The sequence below is a fragment of the Gemella sp. 20925_1_85 genome (assembly GCF_041433735.1).
Taxonomy (GTDB): domain Bacteria; phylum Bacillota; class Bacilli; order Staphylococcales; family Gemellaceae; genus Gemella.
This window is the reverse complement of the sequence record NZ_JAPWCC010000005.1, coordinates 32,328-50,950: the sequence shown is the minus strand read 5'-3', so window position 1 is coordinate 50,950 and position 18,623 is coordinate 32,328. Positions and strand designations below refer to the sequence as shown.

The window sequence follows — 18,623 nt, the reverse complement described above, 5'->3', positions numbered from 1 at the left end:
TACTCAATGTCCACTTTCTCATCTGTGAATGTCCAGTTTTATCCCCAAATATCCACTTTTTTGCTACGAAAGTCCACTCTCATTCTTCAATGTCCACTTTTTTAACTATGAATGTCCAGTCTTACTCTTCAATGTCCACTTTTCTTGGGAAATGTCCAGTTTTATTTCCCGACATTCTCTCTTTTTTTATATTAAAATCTAATTTTCCAACTAATTCCTGCTCTATTTATATTTAAGTCGCTTGCCAAATACAACAAAAACTCAAAACAAAGATTTCTCTTTGCTTCGAGTTCGTTTATTATTTTCGTTATTATCGTTTTGCGATTTCTTCTAATAACATTTTGTTGATCATTTGTGGGTTCGCTTGTCCTTTTGAGGCTTTCATGATTTGACCTACTAAGAAACCAATCGCACGGTCACGACCGTTTTTGTAGTCTTCGATTGATTTTGGATTGTTATCTAATGCTTCATTTACCCAAGCTAATAATTGTCCACTATCTGATACTTGTACAAGACCTTTTTCTTTAACGATTTGCGCAGCATCTCCACCGTGTTCGATAAGTTCTGCAAATACTTTTTTAGCGATTTTACTTGAGATTGTTCCGTCAGTGATTAATTTAATCATTCCCGCTAAACCTTCCGCAGTTAATGCTGTATCTTTAAGTTCTTGTTGAACTTTGTTTAAGTATGCATTCACGTCTACCATTAAGTAGTTAGAAGCTAATTTTGGATCTGCTCCTAAGGCTACAGTTTGTTCGAACATGTCTGACATTTCTTTAGTTAATGTAAGAACGTGTGCATCGTATGCTGGTAATCCAAGTTCTTCTTGGTATCTTCTTTGACGTGCATCTGGAAGTTCTGGAATAGTTTTTCTTACTTCTTCCATCCATTCATCAGAGATGATCATAGGTACGATATCTGGCTCTGGGAAGTAACGGTAATCGTCTGAACCTTCTTTAACACGCATAAGTTTTGTAGTTCCTGTTGTTTCATCGAAACGACGAGTTTCTTGGTTGATTACTCCACCTGAAAGGATAACTTGTTCTTGACGTTTTTCTTCATACTCTAAACCTTTTTTAACGAAAGTAAATGAGTTTAAGTTTTTAAGCTCAGTTTTTGTACCGAATTCATCTTGACCATAAGGACGGATAGAGATGTTCGCGTCACAACGCATTGATCCTTCTTCCATCTTAACGTCAGATACTTCGATGTATTGAATGATTGAACGTAATTTTTCTAAGTAAGCATATGCTTCTTCTGGAGTTCTGATATCTGGCTCAGATACGATCTCGATAAGTGGTGTACCTTGACGGTTAAGGTCAACTAGTGAATAACCATTTTTGTGAGTTAATTTACCAGCATCTTCTTCAAGGTGAGCACGTGTAATACCGATACGTTTTGTTTCTCCGTTTACTTCGATATCGATCCATCCGTTTTCCCCGATTGGTTGGTCAAATTGTGAGATTTGGTATGCTTTCGGGTTATCTGGATAGAAGTAGTTTTTTCTATCGAATTTTGACTCGCGAGCTACTGTCATGTTAAGCGCCATTGCTGCTTTCATTCCCCATTCTACCGCTCTTTTGTTTACTACTGGAAGTACCCCTGGGTATCCTAAGTCGATAACGTTTGTGTTAGTGTTTGGTTCTGCACCAAAGTGAGCTGGAGATGGTGAGAATATTTTTGAATCTGTTTTTAATTCTACATGGACTTCTAGTCCAATTACTGTTTCAAAATGCATCTTGTTTCTCCTATTATAATTCTATTTTTTTATCGTGTAAGTTGTAGTGTTGTTCGAAGTTGTACGCTACATCGTATAGTGTAGATTCTGCGAATGGTTTTGCAATAATTTGCATACCGATTGGACGGTTACCTTTGAATCCACATGGAATACTGATACCTGGTAATCCAGCCATGTTTACCGGGATTGTTAAGATATCGTTAGCGTAGATTTTAATTGGATCTCCTACTTCTTCTCCAATGTTGAATGCTACTGTTGGAGCAGTCGGTCCAATGATTACATCGTATTCTTCGAATACTCTATCAAAGTCTTGTTTAATTAATGTACGAACTTGTTGTGCTTTTTTGTAGTATGCATCGTAGTATCCTGAAGATAATACGTATGTTCCTAACATGATACGACGTTTAACCTCAGCTCCAAATCCTTCTCCACGTGTTTTTTTGTAGATTTCTTCAAGGTTTGTTGCGTTTGGACTTCTATATCCATAACGAATACCATCGAAACGAGAAAGGTTTGAACTTGCTTCTGCAGAAGCAATAATGTAGTAAGTTGAAATAGCGTAGTCTGTATTTGGAAGACTTACTTCTTCTACAATAGCTCCTTGGCTTTCTAAGTATTTAACACCTTCAAGTACTGCTTGTTTAACTTCTTCATCAATTCCAGCACCGAAGTATTCTTTAGGAAGAGCGATTTTCTTACCTTTGATGTCTCCAGTGATGATTTTGCTGAATTCTGGTACTTCTACAGGTGCACTAGTCATATCGTTAGCATCTAATCCAGAAATGATTTCTAATACACGAGCGTTATCTTTAACTGTACGAGTCATTGGTCCGATTTGGTCTAATGATGAAGCGAATGCTACTAATCCAAAACGAGATACACGTCCGTAAGTTGGTTTTAATCCAACTACACCACAGTAAGAAGCTGGTTGACGTACAGAACCACCAGTATCACTTCCTAGAGTGAAGCTAACTTGTCCTGCTGCTACCGCTGTAGCTGAACCACCACTTGATCCTCCTGCTACTGCATCTAAATCATGAGGGTTACGAGTAAGTTTGTAGTAAGATGTTTCAGTTGAACCACCCATTGCGAACTCGTCCATGTTTAATTTTCCTAAAAGGATTGGGTTTTCTTTGTTAAGTTTGTTCATTACTGTTGCATCATAAATTGGATTGAATCCTTCTAAGATTTTTGATGCACAAGTTGTTTGAATGTCTTTTGTAACAATGTTATCTTTGATTCCCATTGGAATACCGAATAATTTACCTTCAACATGTCCTTCTTCTTGAGCACGGTCTAAAGCTTCAGCTTGTTTTAATGCTACTTCTTCAGTTACTGTAATAAATGAACCTACTTTTTCATCAGTAGCTTTAATTCTGTCTAGTGATTCTTTTACTAAATCACTTGGTTTAATTTCTTTATTTTTAAGTTTAAGTTCTAAACTTTCAATTGATTCATGTAATAAACTCATTAAATTATCTCCTTATTTTATTCAATAATAGTAGGTACTTTGAATTGTCCTGCTTCAGTTTCGTGAGCATTTTTAAGAACTTCTTCTCTATCCATTCCAGGTTTTGCAACATCCTCACGGAATACATTCACTAAGTCTAGAACGTGATATGTTGGTTTTACATTTTCTGTTGGTGCGCTGTTGATTGTATTGAATAAATCTACAACTTTTTCTAATTTTTCGATGTACCCATCTACTTCACTTTCTTGGATTTCTAATCTAGAAAGATGAGCGATGTGAGCTACTTGTTCTTTCGTAATTGTTGTCATAAGTGCCTCCATATTTTTATCAATTTTAACTTCTAATATTAGCAAACCTCTTATAATTTGAAATAAAAAAATGCCCCATATAGTTATTTAACTACATGGGACGATTACTAGTTTCGTGGTGCCACCCGAATTCATATCAGTTTCCTGATACCTTTCAATTCATATTCGGTTTTATAAAGAGTGTTGCTTATTTCAATCATTAATATTTAATCTTTCAGCCTCTGGATTAAACTCTCTTCTAAAAAAACATGAAATAAAAGTCTCTTTACTAATATTTTATATTACGGTTTACTTAGTCTATATTATACTAAACGACCGTTATTGTCAAGAATTTTGTTAAAAAAGCACTAGGTGAATATGTTTATTTAGATTTTTTATCACTAAAACAATTTCAAATTTAGCCCATACAAAAAGCACCTATTTCTAGGTGCCTTAAATATTCCTATTTGGACTCTCGCAGTAGAAACATCTAATCTTTTCCTCACTTTGTTCGTTAAGATTAGTGTTTTTGTTTGGAGCGACTCAAAAATCATGATTTCGAAGAAATTGATTTTGTCGAGTCGCCCACGCACAGTTTATTAGATATCTAAAAAGATTGTACAAGCGAATTTAGATATCAATAAACCACTGCGTCTTTGTCATTATTATTTTTTATAATTTCATTTTTTACTATATTTTTCAATATGCCTACCAGATAAATATTTCTTCGTGTATTCTACACTTGAAATATAACTACTATCTCATACCCTTTTCAGTTGCTTAAATATTGAAAATAGTATAATATGTGTAGGTATGTAGATTACTAGAATACTCTAGTTAATATGTAAAAATAAAATATTTGTGAGGTATAAAATGGAAAATTGGGTTGAAATTACAATTCATACTACTAATGAAGCTAGTGAAATAGTTGAGTCTATTCTTCTTGATTATGGTTCTACTGGGGTTGCTATCGAAGATCCTACTACTCTTGAGGAGAACTTACATGATGATTTCGGTACTATTGTTGAACTTAGTCCTACTGATTATCCTGAAGTTGGAGTTATCGTTAAAGGATACATTAATGAACTTAATTTTGATGAAGAAACTTTCAAACGTTTCGAAGCTGAACTTCTTGCTTTAGGTGAAAATATCAACATTGGAGAATTCTTCAAGATTGAAACTACTATTATTCAAGATAGTGACTGGGAAAATTCTTGGAAAGATTATTTCGATATTCTTAATATTGGTGAAAAATTCGTTATTGTACCTACATGGCGTGAATATGAAAATACAGAAGATAAATATATTATAAATATTGATCCAGGTATGGCTTTCGGTACTGGTGGTCATGAGACTACTTCTCTATGTATTAAAAACCTTGAGAAATATGTTCAAAGAACTGACAATGTTATCGATGTTGGTTGCGGAAGTGGTATTTTAAGTATCGCGGCTAGTTATTTAACTGACGGTAATATAAAAGCTGTTGACTTAGATAAGCTTGCTGTTGATGTTTCTTTTGAAAACTTCGCGTTAAATAATCTTGAGAAAAGAATCGAAGTTGATCAAGCTAGCCTTCTAACAAAAGAAACTAAAAAGTACAACATTATCGTAGCAAACATTCTTGCTCATATCATAGAGCTTATGATTGATGATGCGTATAACTTATTAGAAGATGGTGGTTACTACATCACTTCTGGTATTATTGAAGAGAAGAAAGACGAACTTCTTGAAAAAATGTTAGAACGTGGTTTCAAACTTGTTGAGGAAACTTCTGATAACGGATGGTACTCATTCGTAGTTACAAAATAAGATAATAAAACTCTTGATTCCTTATACACATAAGGAGTTAAGAGTTTTTATTTTTCTTTAAAATTATTTAGTTTTATTTTATAATATTTATGAAAGATATTTTAGGAGAGTTTTATGAATAACAACAATAATCAAAATAATCGTAATTCAAATAATCAGCATTATTCAAATTATGAAAATACTAACAGTCAACAAAATTTTAATGAACAATATTCTAATAATAGTCAGCAGAACTACAATCAACAATATCAAAACTACAATAATGCTGGAAATCAAGGATATTACAATCAAAATTATAATAATCAAGGATATTACCAAAATAATACTCAAGGTTATAATATGAATAATATACCACCTAAGAAGAAACGTTCAAAATTAATACCAATAATTGCAAGTGTTCTCGGTATTGTCTTTCTAGCTGGTGGCGGATTCTATTTTTACAATTCTAATAGTAAAATTTCAAAAGATGATGAATTGTATTCACCTATTATAAAAAAATATAAAGAAGCAATGGATACTGGTGAAACGAAGTTTGATTACGAACTTAATAACTATGCTATTGAACGTTATAATTCTTCAGGTAAAAATAAGGATTATGTAAAATTCACTTACTTTGATATAGATAAAGATGGTCAAGACGAAATGTTAATTTTCGAAAATAGTAATCTAGTGAGCCCTATAGCTATCTACAATATTGATAAACAGAATAAACTTAACGTACTATACAAATCGAATACAAGAAGCAGTCAACCTGTAGCGACTTTTTATAAAGATAAGACTATGGTTGTTAATGAAAATGAAAATTTCACTGATAGAATTACTACATATAAAATCAAAGATAATGGAATCAGATATGAAATAACTCATGATATTGATTTTGGAAAAAATAGAGATCTTAATGGAAAGTATAGAGATATAGTTACAAAAGAGGATTTCACTTCTAAAGAAGAATTCTTTAACAAGTATCCCCTATCTAATGATAAAATAGATTTATCAAAAATCGAGCTTAAATCACTTTATAATTATAATAAAGTGAACACACAAAGTGAAGAGAAAAAAGATAGTGAAAAAGTAACTGAAACACCTGAATACAATAACTTACAGCTTGCTTTAATAGGACGTGCTGTTATTGCTGGCGGTACTGATCCTCAAGTAGGAACTTTAAAATATGATACTAAATTCTCTATTCGAGGTGATGACGATACTATTACTTCTGATTTTGGTAGTAAGGCAACTGTTGTTATTGTAGATAAAAAGTCGGATGGTATCGAAATAAAAATACCTGATTATTCTTCAACTAATCACAAACTGAAAGTTATAAAAACTTTATCTTACAAAGAAATTCAAGAAACTTTCAAAAAAGAAGATATGGATAAAATTAATAGGATAATAGAAGAGTATAAAAAAACTAAAAACTACGAAGAACATAAATATAGAGTATAATATTCCTTCCCTAGCATCAATATTTTGGTGTTAGGGATTTTTTATAACTTTTTGAAAAAAAATGTAATTTAGTCTATAATATAATCAAAGTAAACATGTGAAAATAAATAGAGGAAGAAATTTATGAATAAAAAATATAATCAAGGGAAGAATCAAAACTACCCTAATCAGAATTTTAATAATTATAATCAAGACAACTTAAATAACCAGCAGAATTATAGTAATCAAAATTATGAAAACTATGAGAATCAACAAGGATTAAATCAGCAATATCAAAACTATAATAATTATAATGAACAACAAAATTACAGTGGCAATCCTGCAAACCAACAATATACTGGACAGCAATATCAAAACTATAATAATCAACAGTACTATAATCAAGAAAATCAGAATTATGCTAATGCGAATCAGCAAGGTTATAATGAACAATATCAAAACTATAATAACCCTAATCAACAGTTTCAAAATTATTATAATTCGAATGAAAAAGAGTCTAATCAACAATACCAGAATTATAGTGATGCACCCCAGCAAGGTATTAATCCTCAGGGGCAAAACTACGGTAATGCGAATCAGCAAGGATTTAATCAACAGTTCCAGAACTATAGCAATACAAAGCAACAAGGATTTAATGAGCAGTTTCAAAACTATGGGAATGACAATCAACAAGGATTTAATCAGCAGCAAAACTTTAATAATATGAATTATCAAGGTTCTAATCAGCAGTTTCAAAATTACGATAATACGAATCTACAAGGGTTTAATCAACAGTTCCAAAACTATAGTAATACGAAGCAACAAGGATTTAATCAGCAGCAACAAAACCCCAACATGAGCGAAAATACACAAGCTAACAGCATTAATAATTTTGAACCGAATAAGAAAAAACGCTCAAAACTCGTTCCTATAATCTCAACTGTCCTTGGTCTAGTACTAATTAGTGGTGGTGGCTTATATTATTATTCAAAATCTACAAATAAATCTATCTCTAGCATCTTCTCTTTCAGTAAAAACAAATCTGATGAAGAAGCTTACGCTCCGATTCTTGAAAAATATAAAAAGGCAATGGATAAAGGTTATTCAGATAATGATTCTGAAGTGAATAAATACGCCATTAAAAATTACAATGATAATGGAAAAAATAAAGATTTCCTACAATTCAATTATTACGATATTGATGGAAATGGTACAAACGAATTATTTATTACTGAGGAAAATAAACCTAATAGTCCTGTTGCAGTATATTCATATGACTCAAACAATATTAGAGTACTTTATCAAGCTCAATCTGATAGTGATATTCCTCGTGCTGTATTCTATAAAAATCAGACCATTTGGATTCACACTGAAGAAAAAGATACAGACAAATATGTCGTTTATAAATTAAATGATAAAAAAGATAAGTACGATAAGATTCATGATGTAAATCTATCTGACAAAGAAAAGAAAGATGGGAAGTTCAAAGATACCGTATCTAATAATCAATACGCTTCTAAAGAGGAATTTTTAAAAAATCGTCCACAGTCAAATGAAAAATTAGAAATACCTAAGTCAGGACGTAAAACTGTTTATACATACAATGAAGCTAAACAGGAAAATACAGAAGATAAAAAAGACGATAACAGTAAAAAGCCAGAATTTACTAATTCTCAACTAGCATTAATTGGTCGCGCGTATGTGAATCAGTCTACTGATCCGAAAGTCGAAACTTTAAAACCCGATACTTTCTTTAGTATGCAGGAGCAAAATGGTGCTTATGTTACAGACTTCGGAACTCTAGGTAGTAGTATATTAGTAAGAAGAGTCGATGACGGTATTGAAATCAAAATTATAGATTACGATAAACCAGTTGGTCAACGTGATTTTAAATTATTCAAAAAAGTAACTTACAAAGAAATTCAAGAAAAATTCAAAAAAGAAGATATGGATAGAATTAATAAAACTATAGAAGAGTATAAAAATACTGACAAGTATAAAAAAGGTACATACAAAATTAATGATTAACACCTTCTCTTAATTTTATTATTTCACTAAAAAAACCTTCAAAACAATTAAAGTTTTGAAGGTTTTCTCTTTATTACAAATTATAAATAATTATTCGATTTTGATGATAAGTTATTATAATAATTTTTCTAATCTACTTTCAGATTCAACTGTAAATACTGATACAGGTCTTCCTGATGTATAGTATTCAGCATCTTCACTAAGTATTTTTATATTAACTAAGTGATTTAAATATTTTCTAATAGTTATTCTAGAAATATCTAACTTATCTGCGATCTGTTGAGTAGTAAATCCACTATTGTGCTGTTTTATAGCCTCTAGTACTTTTTTCAATGTGATTCTTGATAATCCTTTAGGTAAATTATCTTCCTCTTCTTCTACTCTACCTGAGTTTAAGTAATCATCGATTAAATCTTGATTGATTTTTTCTTTCGATAATAGTTTCACATAGTCTTGAACTTTATCAATCGCTTGCGCAAATCTTTCATAAGTAAATGGTTTAACTAAGTAATCTACTACCCCATTAGATAATGCAGCTTCTACTGTTTGAATATCGTTCGCTGCTGTTATCATAATGATTGGATATCCTTTTAATTCTGGTAAGTATTCAATTCCTTGTCCATCAATTAGATAGTTGTCTAAAACTATTAAATCAACATCATTATTTTCTAAATATTCTCTTGCAGCTTCTATTGATGTAACATGATTTAAGTCATCAGTTAATTCTTTCTTTTTAAAATACTCTGTGTGTATCATCGCTACCATTGGATCGTCTTCTATTATTAGTACTCTCACTTTTTATTCCTCCTCGATTGGTATCTCTATTGTAAATTTTGTTTTGCCTACTTCGCTTTCCACGTCTATTAAACCATTATATTTCTTCACAATTGTGTCAACAGCATTTAGTCCGTATCCTCTGTTTTCCCCTTTAGTTGAATATCCTCTTTCAAATATATTCTCCAGTATATCCTTACTAATTCCACAGCCATTATCATACACATTACATAATAGTATATTTTCATCTGTATTCAGATATAAGTAAACAACAATTTTTCCATCTTCTTTTTCCCCTATAGATTCCATTGAGTTGTCTATAAGCACTCCCAAAATAATTAATAGTTCATTAAAGAGTTCATCTAAACCTTCTTGATTTAGAATCATTGAATCTGGATCAATTAATAACGATATATTTTTTTGTTTAGCTTCTCTAACTTTCGCAAGTAAAAAGCCTGCTATTGCTGGTACTTTAATATTTTCAGATATATATCCGATTTTTTCATGATAGTCATCTTTTAGATATGTAATGAATTTTTCAACTTCATCATATGACTTCATCTCAATTAAACCGTGTAGTACATGCAGTTTATTCATGAAATGATGACTCTGTTCTCGAAGGCTATCATTATATTTTTCTGTACCACTTAATTCTGTGATTAATTTTTTCATTTCACTTTGGTCACGTAGTGTAACTACAGCACCATATAACTTACCATTCTGATAGATTGCATTTCTATTAACTAGAACTTCGATATGATTCAATACAATCAATTCATCTCGACTTGTCTGATTTTCTTCTATAATACCTTTAAAGAAAATTTCATAAAGTTTATCTGGAATCTGTTCACCTTTTTTAACTTTAGAATAGCCAGCATCGTCTAAAATTTGGTTAGCACTGCTATTCTTAACGATAACTTTTTTACCAATATTTATCGCTATAATTCCTTCAGAAACATGATCGGATATAAGGTTTTTCTCTATGTAGTTGTATGCAATTTCTTCTGGTTCATAGTTTAATAATATACGTTTAAGTCGTTTATTATACACTATTGCTAACGTAATTGCAACTCCTATACCTATCAATAATCCAAATAGTATTTTTTCTTGTGAATGTAGTATTTGTTTTTTTACAGTTTCTTTAGTATATCCTACACACACAACTCCTATATTTTTACCATCTTCATCCTTTATTGTTGTAAAAAATCTAAGTCCGTCTCCTAGAACACCACTCTGCTTACTATAGTGATCTCCAGAATCAAATGTCGAACTAATATCTTCTATATTTGAAAATTTTTTCCCAACAAAGTCCTCTATTGGATGACTGTATCTTGTAAAAGTTTCATCCGTGATAACAACGAAGTCAGTTCCTGTTTCTTCCATTACCCTATTTGCAAATCTCTGAATCGCTAATGTTTTCCTATGATGTTTTATATCATCTTTTACACGATTGTCACTAGCTACTACTTTAGCAGTTGAATATATTTTTTGGCGAATAATTTCGTCTTCACGTTTTTTTATATATTCTGTCATAAAAAAGGAAGTAACTAATAATGAAACAACTACCAGACCTGTCATTATCAACATTAACCTAGTTAATGTTCTGTGTTTTTTTCTCACCCTTTTATCACCCCTCATCATTTTTTGAAACTTTCTTTTACACCTGTTATTATAATTCAAAACTGCTTGTATTTCAAGTGTTGCTCATTTTCGTAAACTTTATATATACTTTAAAATATCAAGATTATACGAATATATTTCCATATTGTAAATTTACATTTCAAAACGTACTCATCTTACTCATTTTAAGAATTATTTGAGAAATTATCAAACACTATGATTTTATTTATTTTCTATAAAACAGTATTATATTTTCAAATAAAAAAATTTTAGTTTAATTTATTTTGTTTTCACTTGAATAATTATGTAGTCTATGCTAGTATTTTAGTAATGCAACTATGCAGTTATTAGTATATTTTATATTTTAGGAGGTTCTCAATGGAGAGGGATGCAAAAAAAATATTTTGGTACACCCTAGCCTTCATGGCATTCTCAACTGTATGGGCGTTCGGGAATGTCGTTAATGGATACTCTGAATTCGGTGGATTAAAATCTATAGTTTCTTGGGTTTTAATTTTCGTAATTTACTTTATTCCGTATTCATTAATCGTTGGTGAGCTAGGATCTACTTTTAAAGATGCCGGTGGTGGTGTAAGCTCTTGGATTAGTTCTACACATGGTAAACTACTTGCTTATTATACTGGATGGACAATGTGGGTAGTTCACATGCCTTATATTTCTCAAAAACCATCTCGTATTATCGCAGCATTTAGTTGGACTGTATTTCGTGATAACCGTATTAGTAAAATGGATATCACATACTTACAAATCGCTTCTTTAGTTATCTTTTTAGTAGCTTTATTCTTAGCTGCTCGTGGAGTTAACTTAATTAAGAAAATGGCGATGTTAGCCGGATCTTCAATGTTCGTTATGTCATTATTATTTGTAGTTATGGCTATTACAGCACCATCTATTACTGGTGCTAAAACATTTGATATCGATTGGTCATTAGATACATTTATGCCAACATTTGATGTTAAGTATATTACATCTATTGCAATCTTAGTATTTGCTGTAGGTGGTTGTGAGAAGATTTCACCTTATGTTAATAAGATGAAAAATCCTTCAAAAGACTTTCCTCGCGGAATGATTGCCCTTGTAGTTATGGTTTGTACAACTGCGATTCTTGGGACTTTTGCCCTTGCTTTGATGTTTGATACAAACAATATCCCTAAAGACTTACTTACAAACGGAACTTACTACGCTTTCCAAACTTTAGGTAACTACTACGGTGTAGGTAACTTATTCTTAGTTATCTATGCAATTGTCGATTTAATCGGACAAGTTTCTGTTGTTATTATTTCTATCGATGCTCCACTACGTATGTTATTAAGTAGTGCTGACGAGAAATACATTCCTAAGAAATTATTAGTTAAGAACGAAAACGATGTATACGTTAACGGATTAAAACTTGTTGGAGTTATCGTTTCTATCTTACTAATTATCCCAATGTTTGGAATTAAAGAAGTTAATGATTTATTCAGATGGTTAGTTAAACTTAACGCTGTTACAATGCCATTACGTTATCTATGGGTATTTGCAGCATATATCTTCTTGAAAAAATCTGCTGAGAAATTCCAATCTGAATACAAATTTGTTAAAAATAAATTTGTAGGTATGGGACTTGGAGCTTGGTGTTTCTTCTTAACTGCTTTTGCTTGTATCTCTGGTATGTACACTCCAGAAAGTACTTTCCAAACAGTTATGAACATCGCAACTCCAATCGTTCTACTTTCATTAGGATTAATCATGCCTTACTTGGCAAAAAAATACAACAATAAATAATTATTTTAAGTCATATTAAAATTAATAAGATTCACCACTGAGTTTAACGACTCAGTGGTTTTTTATTTTAACTATGAGTCACATGTTTTTAGATAATAACTAAAAACAAAAAGTTTTCTACTTTAATTATTTCTATCACATTACTCCCCTATTCTTGATTTTCTTTAGAAAACTTTTTATAATATTAATTATAAGATATTAAGGAGAAATGTTTATGACTAAAGATAATAATACTTCCCCAAATAATAAGGTTAATCAAAATAACGATTATCCAAATAATTATTATAATGGTGAACAAAATACCGAAGAATTTTATCAAAATAATAATCAATATTATAATAATTATGAAGGTTATACTAATTACAATACTCAGGATAATAATCTAAATAATTATAACAATGAAAACTACTATAATTATGATCAAAACTATAATACAAACCAGAATTATAATAACTATAATCAGAACTATGTTGATAATGAATTAAATTATTATAATTATAATCAAGATGAGCAATACGGTAGCTATGATAATACTTATTATAACAACTATAATCAAGGTCAAAATTACAGTTTTAACAATCAAAATTACAATAACTATTCTCAAAACAATCAAGATTTTGGTTACGGTGAAAGCAACTATAATCAAAATTCTGAGAATTACAATCAAGAGTTTTCGCAAAATAACTATAATAACGAAAACTTTAATTCTGAAACTCTTCAAAATAATTATAATGAACAGAGTTTTGAGAATAATAAGACGTTTGTCTCTCAGTCATATAATCAAAGTAATTATGAGAAACAAAATCTTAATGATTCACATATAAATGGAGCTAAAGATTTTGAGCAAAACACATACTTTAATAATCAAAATAATAAACAAGAATTCATTAATGATAAAAACATCGCTACTGAACAATCTATAAATAACACTTTAGATAATAATAAGGTTCAAGCTGAACAGTATAATGGACAAAATAATGATAAAGGAATTTTTGAAACAGTTCCTCCAGTGCCACCTATTATAAATAATAAATCCGAAGATACTCTTCCTCCTAAGAAAGAAAAAAAATCTAAGAAAAAATTAGTAACAGCTATATCTACTCTACTTGGAATTGTATTATTAGCTGGTGGTGGTTACTATTATTATTCTAAAAAAACAAAAAATAATGTTATTAATGAGAATGAAGTTTATAGCTCAATCATTCAAAAATATAAAGCTGCAATAAATAATCCAGATAGTGCTGATAAATCTATTAATGCTGAAGCTTTAAAAGCTGCTCTAAAAGAGAAGAAAAATGATGATTACATAAAATATGTATTTTACGATATTGATGGTAATGGAAATAAAGAGCTTTTAATTGCTAGAAATGATAAGCCTAATAATCCTATCGATATGTACACATTCGATAAAAACAATAAGGTAATTAGATTATTTAATCCAGAAACAATCGATAGAGCTATATTAGATAAACTTGGTGTAGATGGTAGCAATAACAACTCTGGTTCTGCAGTATTCAAAGATAAAACAATTAGAATTAGAAAATTTGATAAAGATACAGGAGAATATAATTTCTTAAAATTCTCTAAAGATGGAAACAAACTTGAAAAGACTAATGTGATTACGTTCACCGGTTTAGATATCGATAATAGCAAATATAAAGACATAACAACTGGAAAAGAATATGATTCTAAAAGTTCATTTAATAATACTTTCCCTCTTCCAGAAATACTGAAATTCGATAATGAAAATTGGAAGTCAGTTAAAAACTTTGGAGAAAAAACTGAAGGTAACCAAAATAACAACAAAAATAATGCTGATAACAATGAAAATAAAAAACCAGATAATTATGAAAAAGCATATGCCAGTGTTTTAAAAGATTATAAAGATGCCATTAACAAAGGTAAATCTGATAAACAAGATATAAATCCTGTGGCTATTTCTAACTATACAGTTTTTGGTGAAAAACAAATTGGGAAAAACTTTTTAAACTATGGTTTCTTCGATATCAATGGTGATGGGAAAGATGAACTGTTACTATTTACAGAAGCTAGTAAAGATAAACCAAATGAATATAGTCCGATGGATGTCTATACTCTAGATAAGAATAATAAAGTAGTTCGCATTACACCTGAATTTGTAAATGGTGAAAGAACTACACTATCTATTACTAAAGATAAAGCTTTCCATGTCTATGCTTCAGGAGGAGCTAAAGTTCATGGTTATAGATTCTATAAATTAAATAAAGATGGAACTGCTCTTGAAAAAACTGATGATTTCAACTTTGATGCTGAGGTTAATCCTAAAGAATATGAACGCCACTATCCTGTTGATAAGATTGAAAACATTCCTGTAGATCAATTTAAAGAAAAAATTATTAATAAAAATAATTATATTAAATTTGATTTTTCTAAACGTAAGAGTATCTTTGACTTTAAAGCATAAAAATAAAATTAGAACTGTGAATTTTAATTAAGTTCACAGTTCTAATTTATTAAAAAAGAGAGGTTTTAATTGACCTCTCTTTTTTGTTATTATTCTAGACCTTCTACGAAGCTATAAGCACTTTGTGCTGCTATTGCTCCATCAGATGCTGCTGTGATTACTTGACGGATTTCTTTTTCACGTACATCTCCAGCTGCAAAAATACCTGGTACTGATGTTTCTAATTTTTCATTAGTTGGGATATATCCAGCTTCATTAGTAATTCCTAAATCTCTGAAATCTTGAGTTTGTGGTAACATACCAACATAGATGAATACTCCATCAGCTTTAATAGAACTTTCTTCACCAGTTTTAACATTTCTGATTTCGATTGAAGAAACTTTTCTTTCACCTTTAATTTCGTATGCAACACTATCCCAAACAAATTCGATATTTTCTTTAGCGAACGCTCTATCTTGTAGAATTTTTTGGGCACGTAGTTCATCACGTCTGTGAACGATAGTTACTTTAGCAGCTAAGTTAGATAAGTATAAAGCTTCTTCTACTGCTGAATCTCCTCCACCGATAACTACTACTTCTTTATTTCTAAAGAATGCACCATCACAAACTGCACAGTAACTTACTCCTTTTCCTGAAAACTGTTCTTCCCCAGGTACGTCTAAGTTTTTGTGTTCTGAACCTGTTGCAATTATGATTGATTTTGCTACATATTCTTTTTCACCAGCAACTACATATTTAAGTCCGTCTCTAACTCCAACTTCTGTTATGTTTCCAAAACCAAATTCTGTACCGAATTTTTTAGAGTGTTCGAACATTTTTTCTGATAGCTCTGGTCCTGTAATCATTTCATATCCAGTATAGTTCTCAATTTCTTCAGTTGATAACATTTGTCCACCTGGATATTTTCTTTCTAGCATCAATACTGACATATTCGCACGTGATGCATAGATTGAAGCAGTCATACCTGCTGGTCCTGCTCCTACGATAATTAGGTCATAAATTTTTTCTGTCATATTTTCCACCTTCTCTTTTATGATTCTCTATACAAAATCTTCTTATCTTTATATTTTGTATTAAGCACTATTAAGTATAACAAACTTCCTATTACAAATACTAGCGAAAGGACTTGAGAAACTCTCAAGCTTCCTAGATATAGTGAGTCTGTTCTCATTCCTTCAACAATAAATCTTTCTACTCCGTACAAGATTAAGTATGCAGCGAACACTTCACTTTGTGCTAGTTTATTTCTGATTAATAGAAGTATTACAAGTGCGATAAAACACCATAAACTCTCATATAGGAATGTTGGTTGACGGTAAGCTCCATCAATATACATATTTTCTATAATAAAGTTTGGAATAAATCTATCTTGCAGATATTGTTGACTAACTGCTTCACCGTATGCTTCATGGTTGAAAAAGTTCCCCCAACGTCCTAGCATTTGTCCTACTAATAAACTTGGTGCTATTATATCTAATAGCTTAATGATTTTTATCCCTCTTCTTCTTGCAAAGAAGTATAACACTACAAATCCACCAATTAAACCACCGTATATCGCTATTCCACCATCCCAAATGGCTATCATACTAGCGAAATCGCCTTTGTAAAATTCCCATCTGAATATTACATAGTATGCACGAGCAAAGATAAATGCTATAGGTAAAGCTATTAGCAATAGATCAAGCATTGTATCTTTTTTCAAGCCTCTTTTTGTAGCTTCCCTATCAGCAAGGTAATAAGCACAAAAAACAGTAGTAGCTATAATAATTCCATACCAATATACTGGTTTTGTAAACAGGTGAAAAGCGATTGGATCTAAGTAACCTAATGTCATATTATTCCACCCCATTATTCATATTATTTCTTTTTATTTCTTCTGCTAATCGTGATGTAAAATCTTTAGCTGTGTTGACTCCCATTTGGTTTAATCTATAGTTCATAGCGGCAGATTCTATAATGATTGCAACATTTCGTCCAGGTCTTACTGGAATTGTTTTCTTCTCAATTTTTGAGTTCAGAATTTCTTTACTTTCGTTACCTAAACCAATTCTATCGTATTGTTTTTGATCGTTCCATGTTTCTAAGTGAATATTTAACTGTAATCTCTTATCACTACGTACTGCCCCTGTACCGAATAATGTCATTACATTAATAATTCCTAATCCACGAATTTCCAATAAATGCTTGATTAATGTAGATTCACAACTTCCGATTAAGAATCCTTTTTCTATTTCTCTGATATCTACTCTATCATCAGCTACTAGACGGTGACCACGTTTGATAAGTTCTAACGCTATTTCACTCTTACCGATTCCACTTTCTCCTGTTAATAGGACTCCAATACCGTAAACTTCAATAAATACTCCGTGAATTGAAGTTGTAGGTGCGAATACTCTTCGAAGGTGATTTGAAATATTCCCCATCAATTTCGTAGTATCTTGTCTACATCTTAATACCGGTGTATCGTATTTATTAGCCGCTTCTATCAGTTCTTTCGGCACTTCTAATTCACGTGAAATAATAATACATGGAGTTATACGCGTACATAACATACGCATTCTTGATTTTTTCTCAACATCCGGAATTAATTTAAAGAATGATAACTCGCTTGTCCCAAGAATTTGAATTCTTTTTGGTGAATAGTGAGAAAAATACCCTGCAAGTTGCAATGCTGGACGAGATAATTCGTCTGTTGTGATTTCTCTATCTAATCCTTTTTCACCGCTAATTACTTCTAAATTCAATTTTTCAGCAAGCTCTCTTGTTGTAATTTTTGGCATAATTTATTTCCTTTTTTATTTCTTTTTAAATGTTTTTATTACTATCGTTCTTGGTTCAGTTTTAAATATAAAATTAAAAATTTTAATCGCTATTACTAAACCTATTGCTGTCCAAAACGATACTATCTCAAAATGTGGTGCCAATATATAAGAAACTGAATAAACTAATATAGTCCTTACTAATAATGGAAATAGTCCTAAACTAAATATTGTTATTATTACAGTAACTAGCAATAATGGTCTAACTAATGTGAATAATATTGTAATCAGCAAGGCTCCAAGGAAACCATATATTGGATGATCAATTTTTAGTTTTCCTTGTGTTAAACCTGCAAATGCTATTACAACTAGTGTGTTTACAATAATCTTCTTCAAAAAGGGCAAATATATTGCTTTAAATGTATCCATATATTTCCTTTCGATTGCTATTTTATATAAATTAGAAAGTGAGAAACCATTGTCCTCA

Annotated in this window: 14 protein-coding genes; 5 read left to right on the top strand and 9 right to left on the bottom strand. The window is 30.8% G+C overall.

Annotated features, from left to right (window positions below; translation table 11 throughout):
* Positions 1 to 310: 310 nt before the first annotated feature.
* Genes gatB through gatC form a run of 3 tightly spaced genes read right to left on the bottom strand, consistent with a single transcriptional unit; the run spans position 311 to position 3,517 of the window.
* Complete coding sequence (gene gatB, locus O3884_RS02920) at positions 311 to 1,738, bottom strand: Asp-tRNA(Asn)/Glu-tRNA(Gln) amidotransferase subunit GatB (protein WP_274459084.1); 1,428 nt, start codon at positions 1,736 to 1,738, stop codon at positions 311 to 313.
* Positions 1,739 to 1,751: 13 nt separating this feature from the next.
* Positions 1,752 to 3,209: an Asp-tRNA(Asn)/Glu-tRNA(Gln) amidotransferase subunit GatA gene (gene gatA, locus O3884_RS02915; protein ID WP_371451511.1), complete on the bottom strand. Its 1,458-nt coding sequence runs from the start codon at positions 3,207 to 3,209 to the stop codon at positions 1,752 to 1,754.
* 17 nt (positions 3,210 to 3,226) lie between these two features.
* A complete protein-coding gene (gene gatC, locus O3884_RS02910; RefSeq protein WP_271986979.1) occupies positions 3,227 to 3,517 on the bottom strand; it encodes an Asp-tRNA(Asn)/Glu-tRNA(Gln) amidotransferase subunit GatC in 291 nt (96 codons plus the stop codon).
* 852 nt (positions 3,518 to 4,369) lie between these two features.
* Here gatC and prmA point away from each other — a divergent pair.
* From prmA to O3884_RS02895, 3 genes are all read left to right on the top strand, one after another.
* Entirely contained in the window at positions 4,370 to 5,305 is a 936-nt protein-coding gene (prmA, locus tag O3884_RS02905) for a 50S ribosomal protein L11 methyltransferase (RefSeq protein ID WP_371451509.1), read from the top strand.
* Positions 5,306 to 5,419: 114 nt separating this feature from the next.
* Positions 5,420 to 6,748, top strand: coding sequence for a hypothetical protein (locus O3884_RS02900; protein ID WP_371451507.1), 1,329 nt, complete (start codon positions 5,420 to 5,422; stop codon positions 6,746 to 6,748).
* 123 nt (positions 6,749 to 6,871) lie between these two features.
* A complete protein-coding gene (locus tag O3884_RS02895; protein ID WP_371451505.1) occupies positions 6,872 to 8,755 on the top strand; it encodes a hypothetical protein in 1,884 nt (627 codons plus the stop codon).
* Between the two features lie 114 nt (positions 8,756 to 8,869).
* Here the strand turns inward: O3884_RS02895 and O3884_RS02890 are convergent, their stop codons facing one another.
* Together O3884_RS02890 and O3884_RS02885 are read right to left on the bottom strand one after the other, a co-directional pair.
* Positions 8,870 to 9,550: a response regulator gene (locus O3884_RS02890; RefSeq protein ID WP_371451503.1), complete on the bottom strand. Its 681-nt coding sequence runs from the start codon at positions 9,548 to 9,550 to the stop codon at positions 8,870 to 8,872.
* A gap of 3 nt (positions 9,551 to 9,553) precedes the next feature.
* Positions 9,554 to 11,149, bottom strand: coding sequence for an ATP-binding protein (locus O3884_RS02885; RefSeq protein ID WP_371451502.1), 1,596 nt, complete (start codon positions 11,147 to 11,149; stop codon positions 9,554 to 9,556).
* Positions 11,150 to 11,527: 378 nt separating this feature from the next.
* Between O3884_RS02885 and O3884_RS02880 the strand changes: the two genes are divergently transcribed.
* Positions 11,528 to 12,934 (top strand): APC family permease, encoded by a 1,407-nt coding sequence (locus tag O3884_RS02880; protein WP_371451501.1) that lies wholly within the window; start codon positions 11,528 to 11,530, stop codon positions 12,932 to 12,934.
* A gap of 214 nt (positions 12,935 to 13,148) precedes the next feature.
* Positions 13,149 to 15,377 carry a hypothetical protein gene (locus tag O3884_RS02875; RefSeq protein WP_371451499.1) on the top strand — a complete coding sequence of 743 codons (2,229 nt, stop codon included), beginning with the start codon at positions 13,149 to 13,151 and terminating at the stop codon, positions 15,375 to 15,377.
* An 89-nt stretch (positions 15,378 to 15,466) separates the two neighbouring features.
* On the opposite strand, the gene trxB is transcribed toward O3884_RS02875, so the two are convergent.
* The 4 genes from trxB to O3884_RS02855 are packed head-to-tail and all read right to left on the bottom strand — an operon-like array spanning position 15,467 to position 18,565.
* On the bottom strand, positions 15,467 to 16,390 hold the full coding sequence (trxB, locus tag O3884_RS02870; RefSeq protein ID WP_371451497.1) for a thioredoxin-disulfide reductase: 924 nt from the start codon (positions 16,388 to 16,390) through the stop codon (positions 15,467 to 15,469).
* Positions 16,391 to 16,407: 17 nt separating this feature from the next.
* The gene (lgt, locus tag O3884_RS02865; protein ID WP_371451495.1) at positions 16,408 to 17,211 is read right to left on the bottom strand and encodes a prolipoprotein diacylglyceryl transferase; all 804 of its coding nucleotides are present in this window, start codon (positions 17,209 to 17,211) and stop codon (positions 16,408 to 16,410) included.
* A gap of 1 nt (position 17,212) precedes the next feature.
* Positions 17,213 to 18,157, bottom strand: coding sequence for an HPr(Ser) kinase/phosphatase (gene hprK, locus O3884_RS02860; protein WP_371451493.1), 945 nt, complete (start codon positions 18,155 to 18,157; stop codon positions 17,213 to 17,215).
* Between the two features lie 15 nt (positions 18,158 to 18,172).
* Positions 18,173 to 18,565: a phage holin family protein gene (locus tag O3884_RS02855; protein ID WP_371451491.1), complete on the bottom strand. Its 393-nt coding sequence runs from the start codon at positions 18,563 to 18,565 to the stop codon at positions 18,173 to 18,175.
* Positions 18,566 to 18,623: the final 58 nt, after the last annotated feature.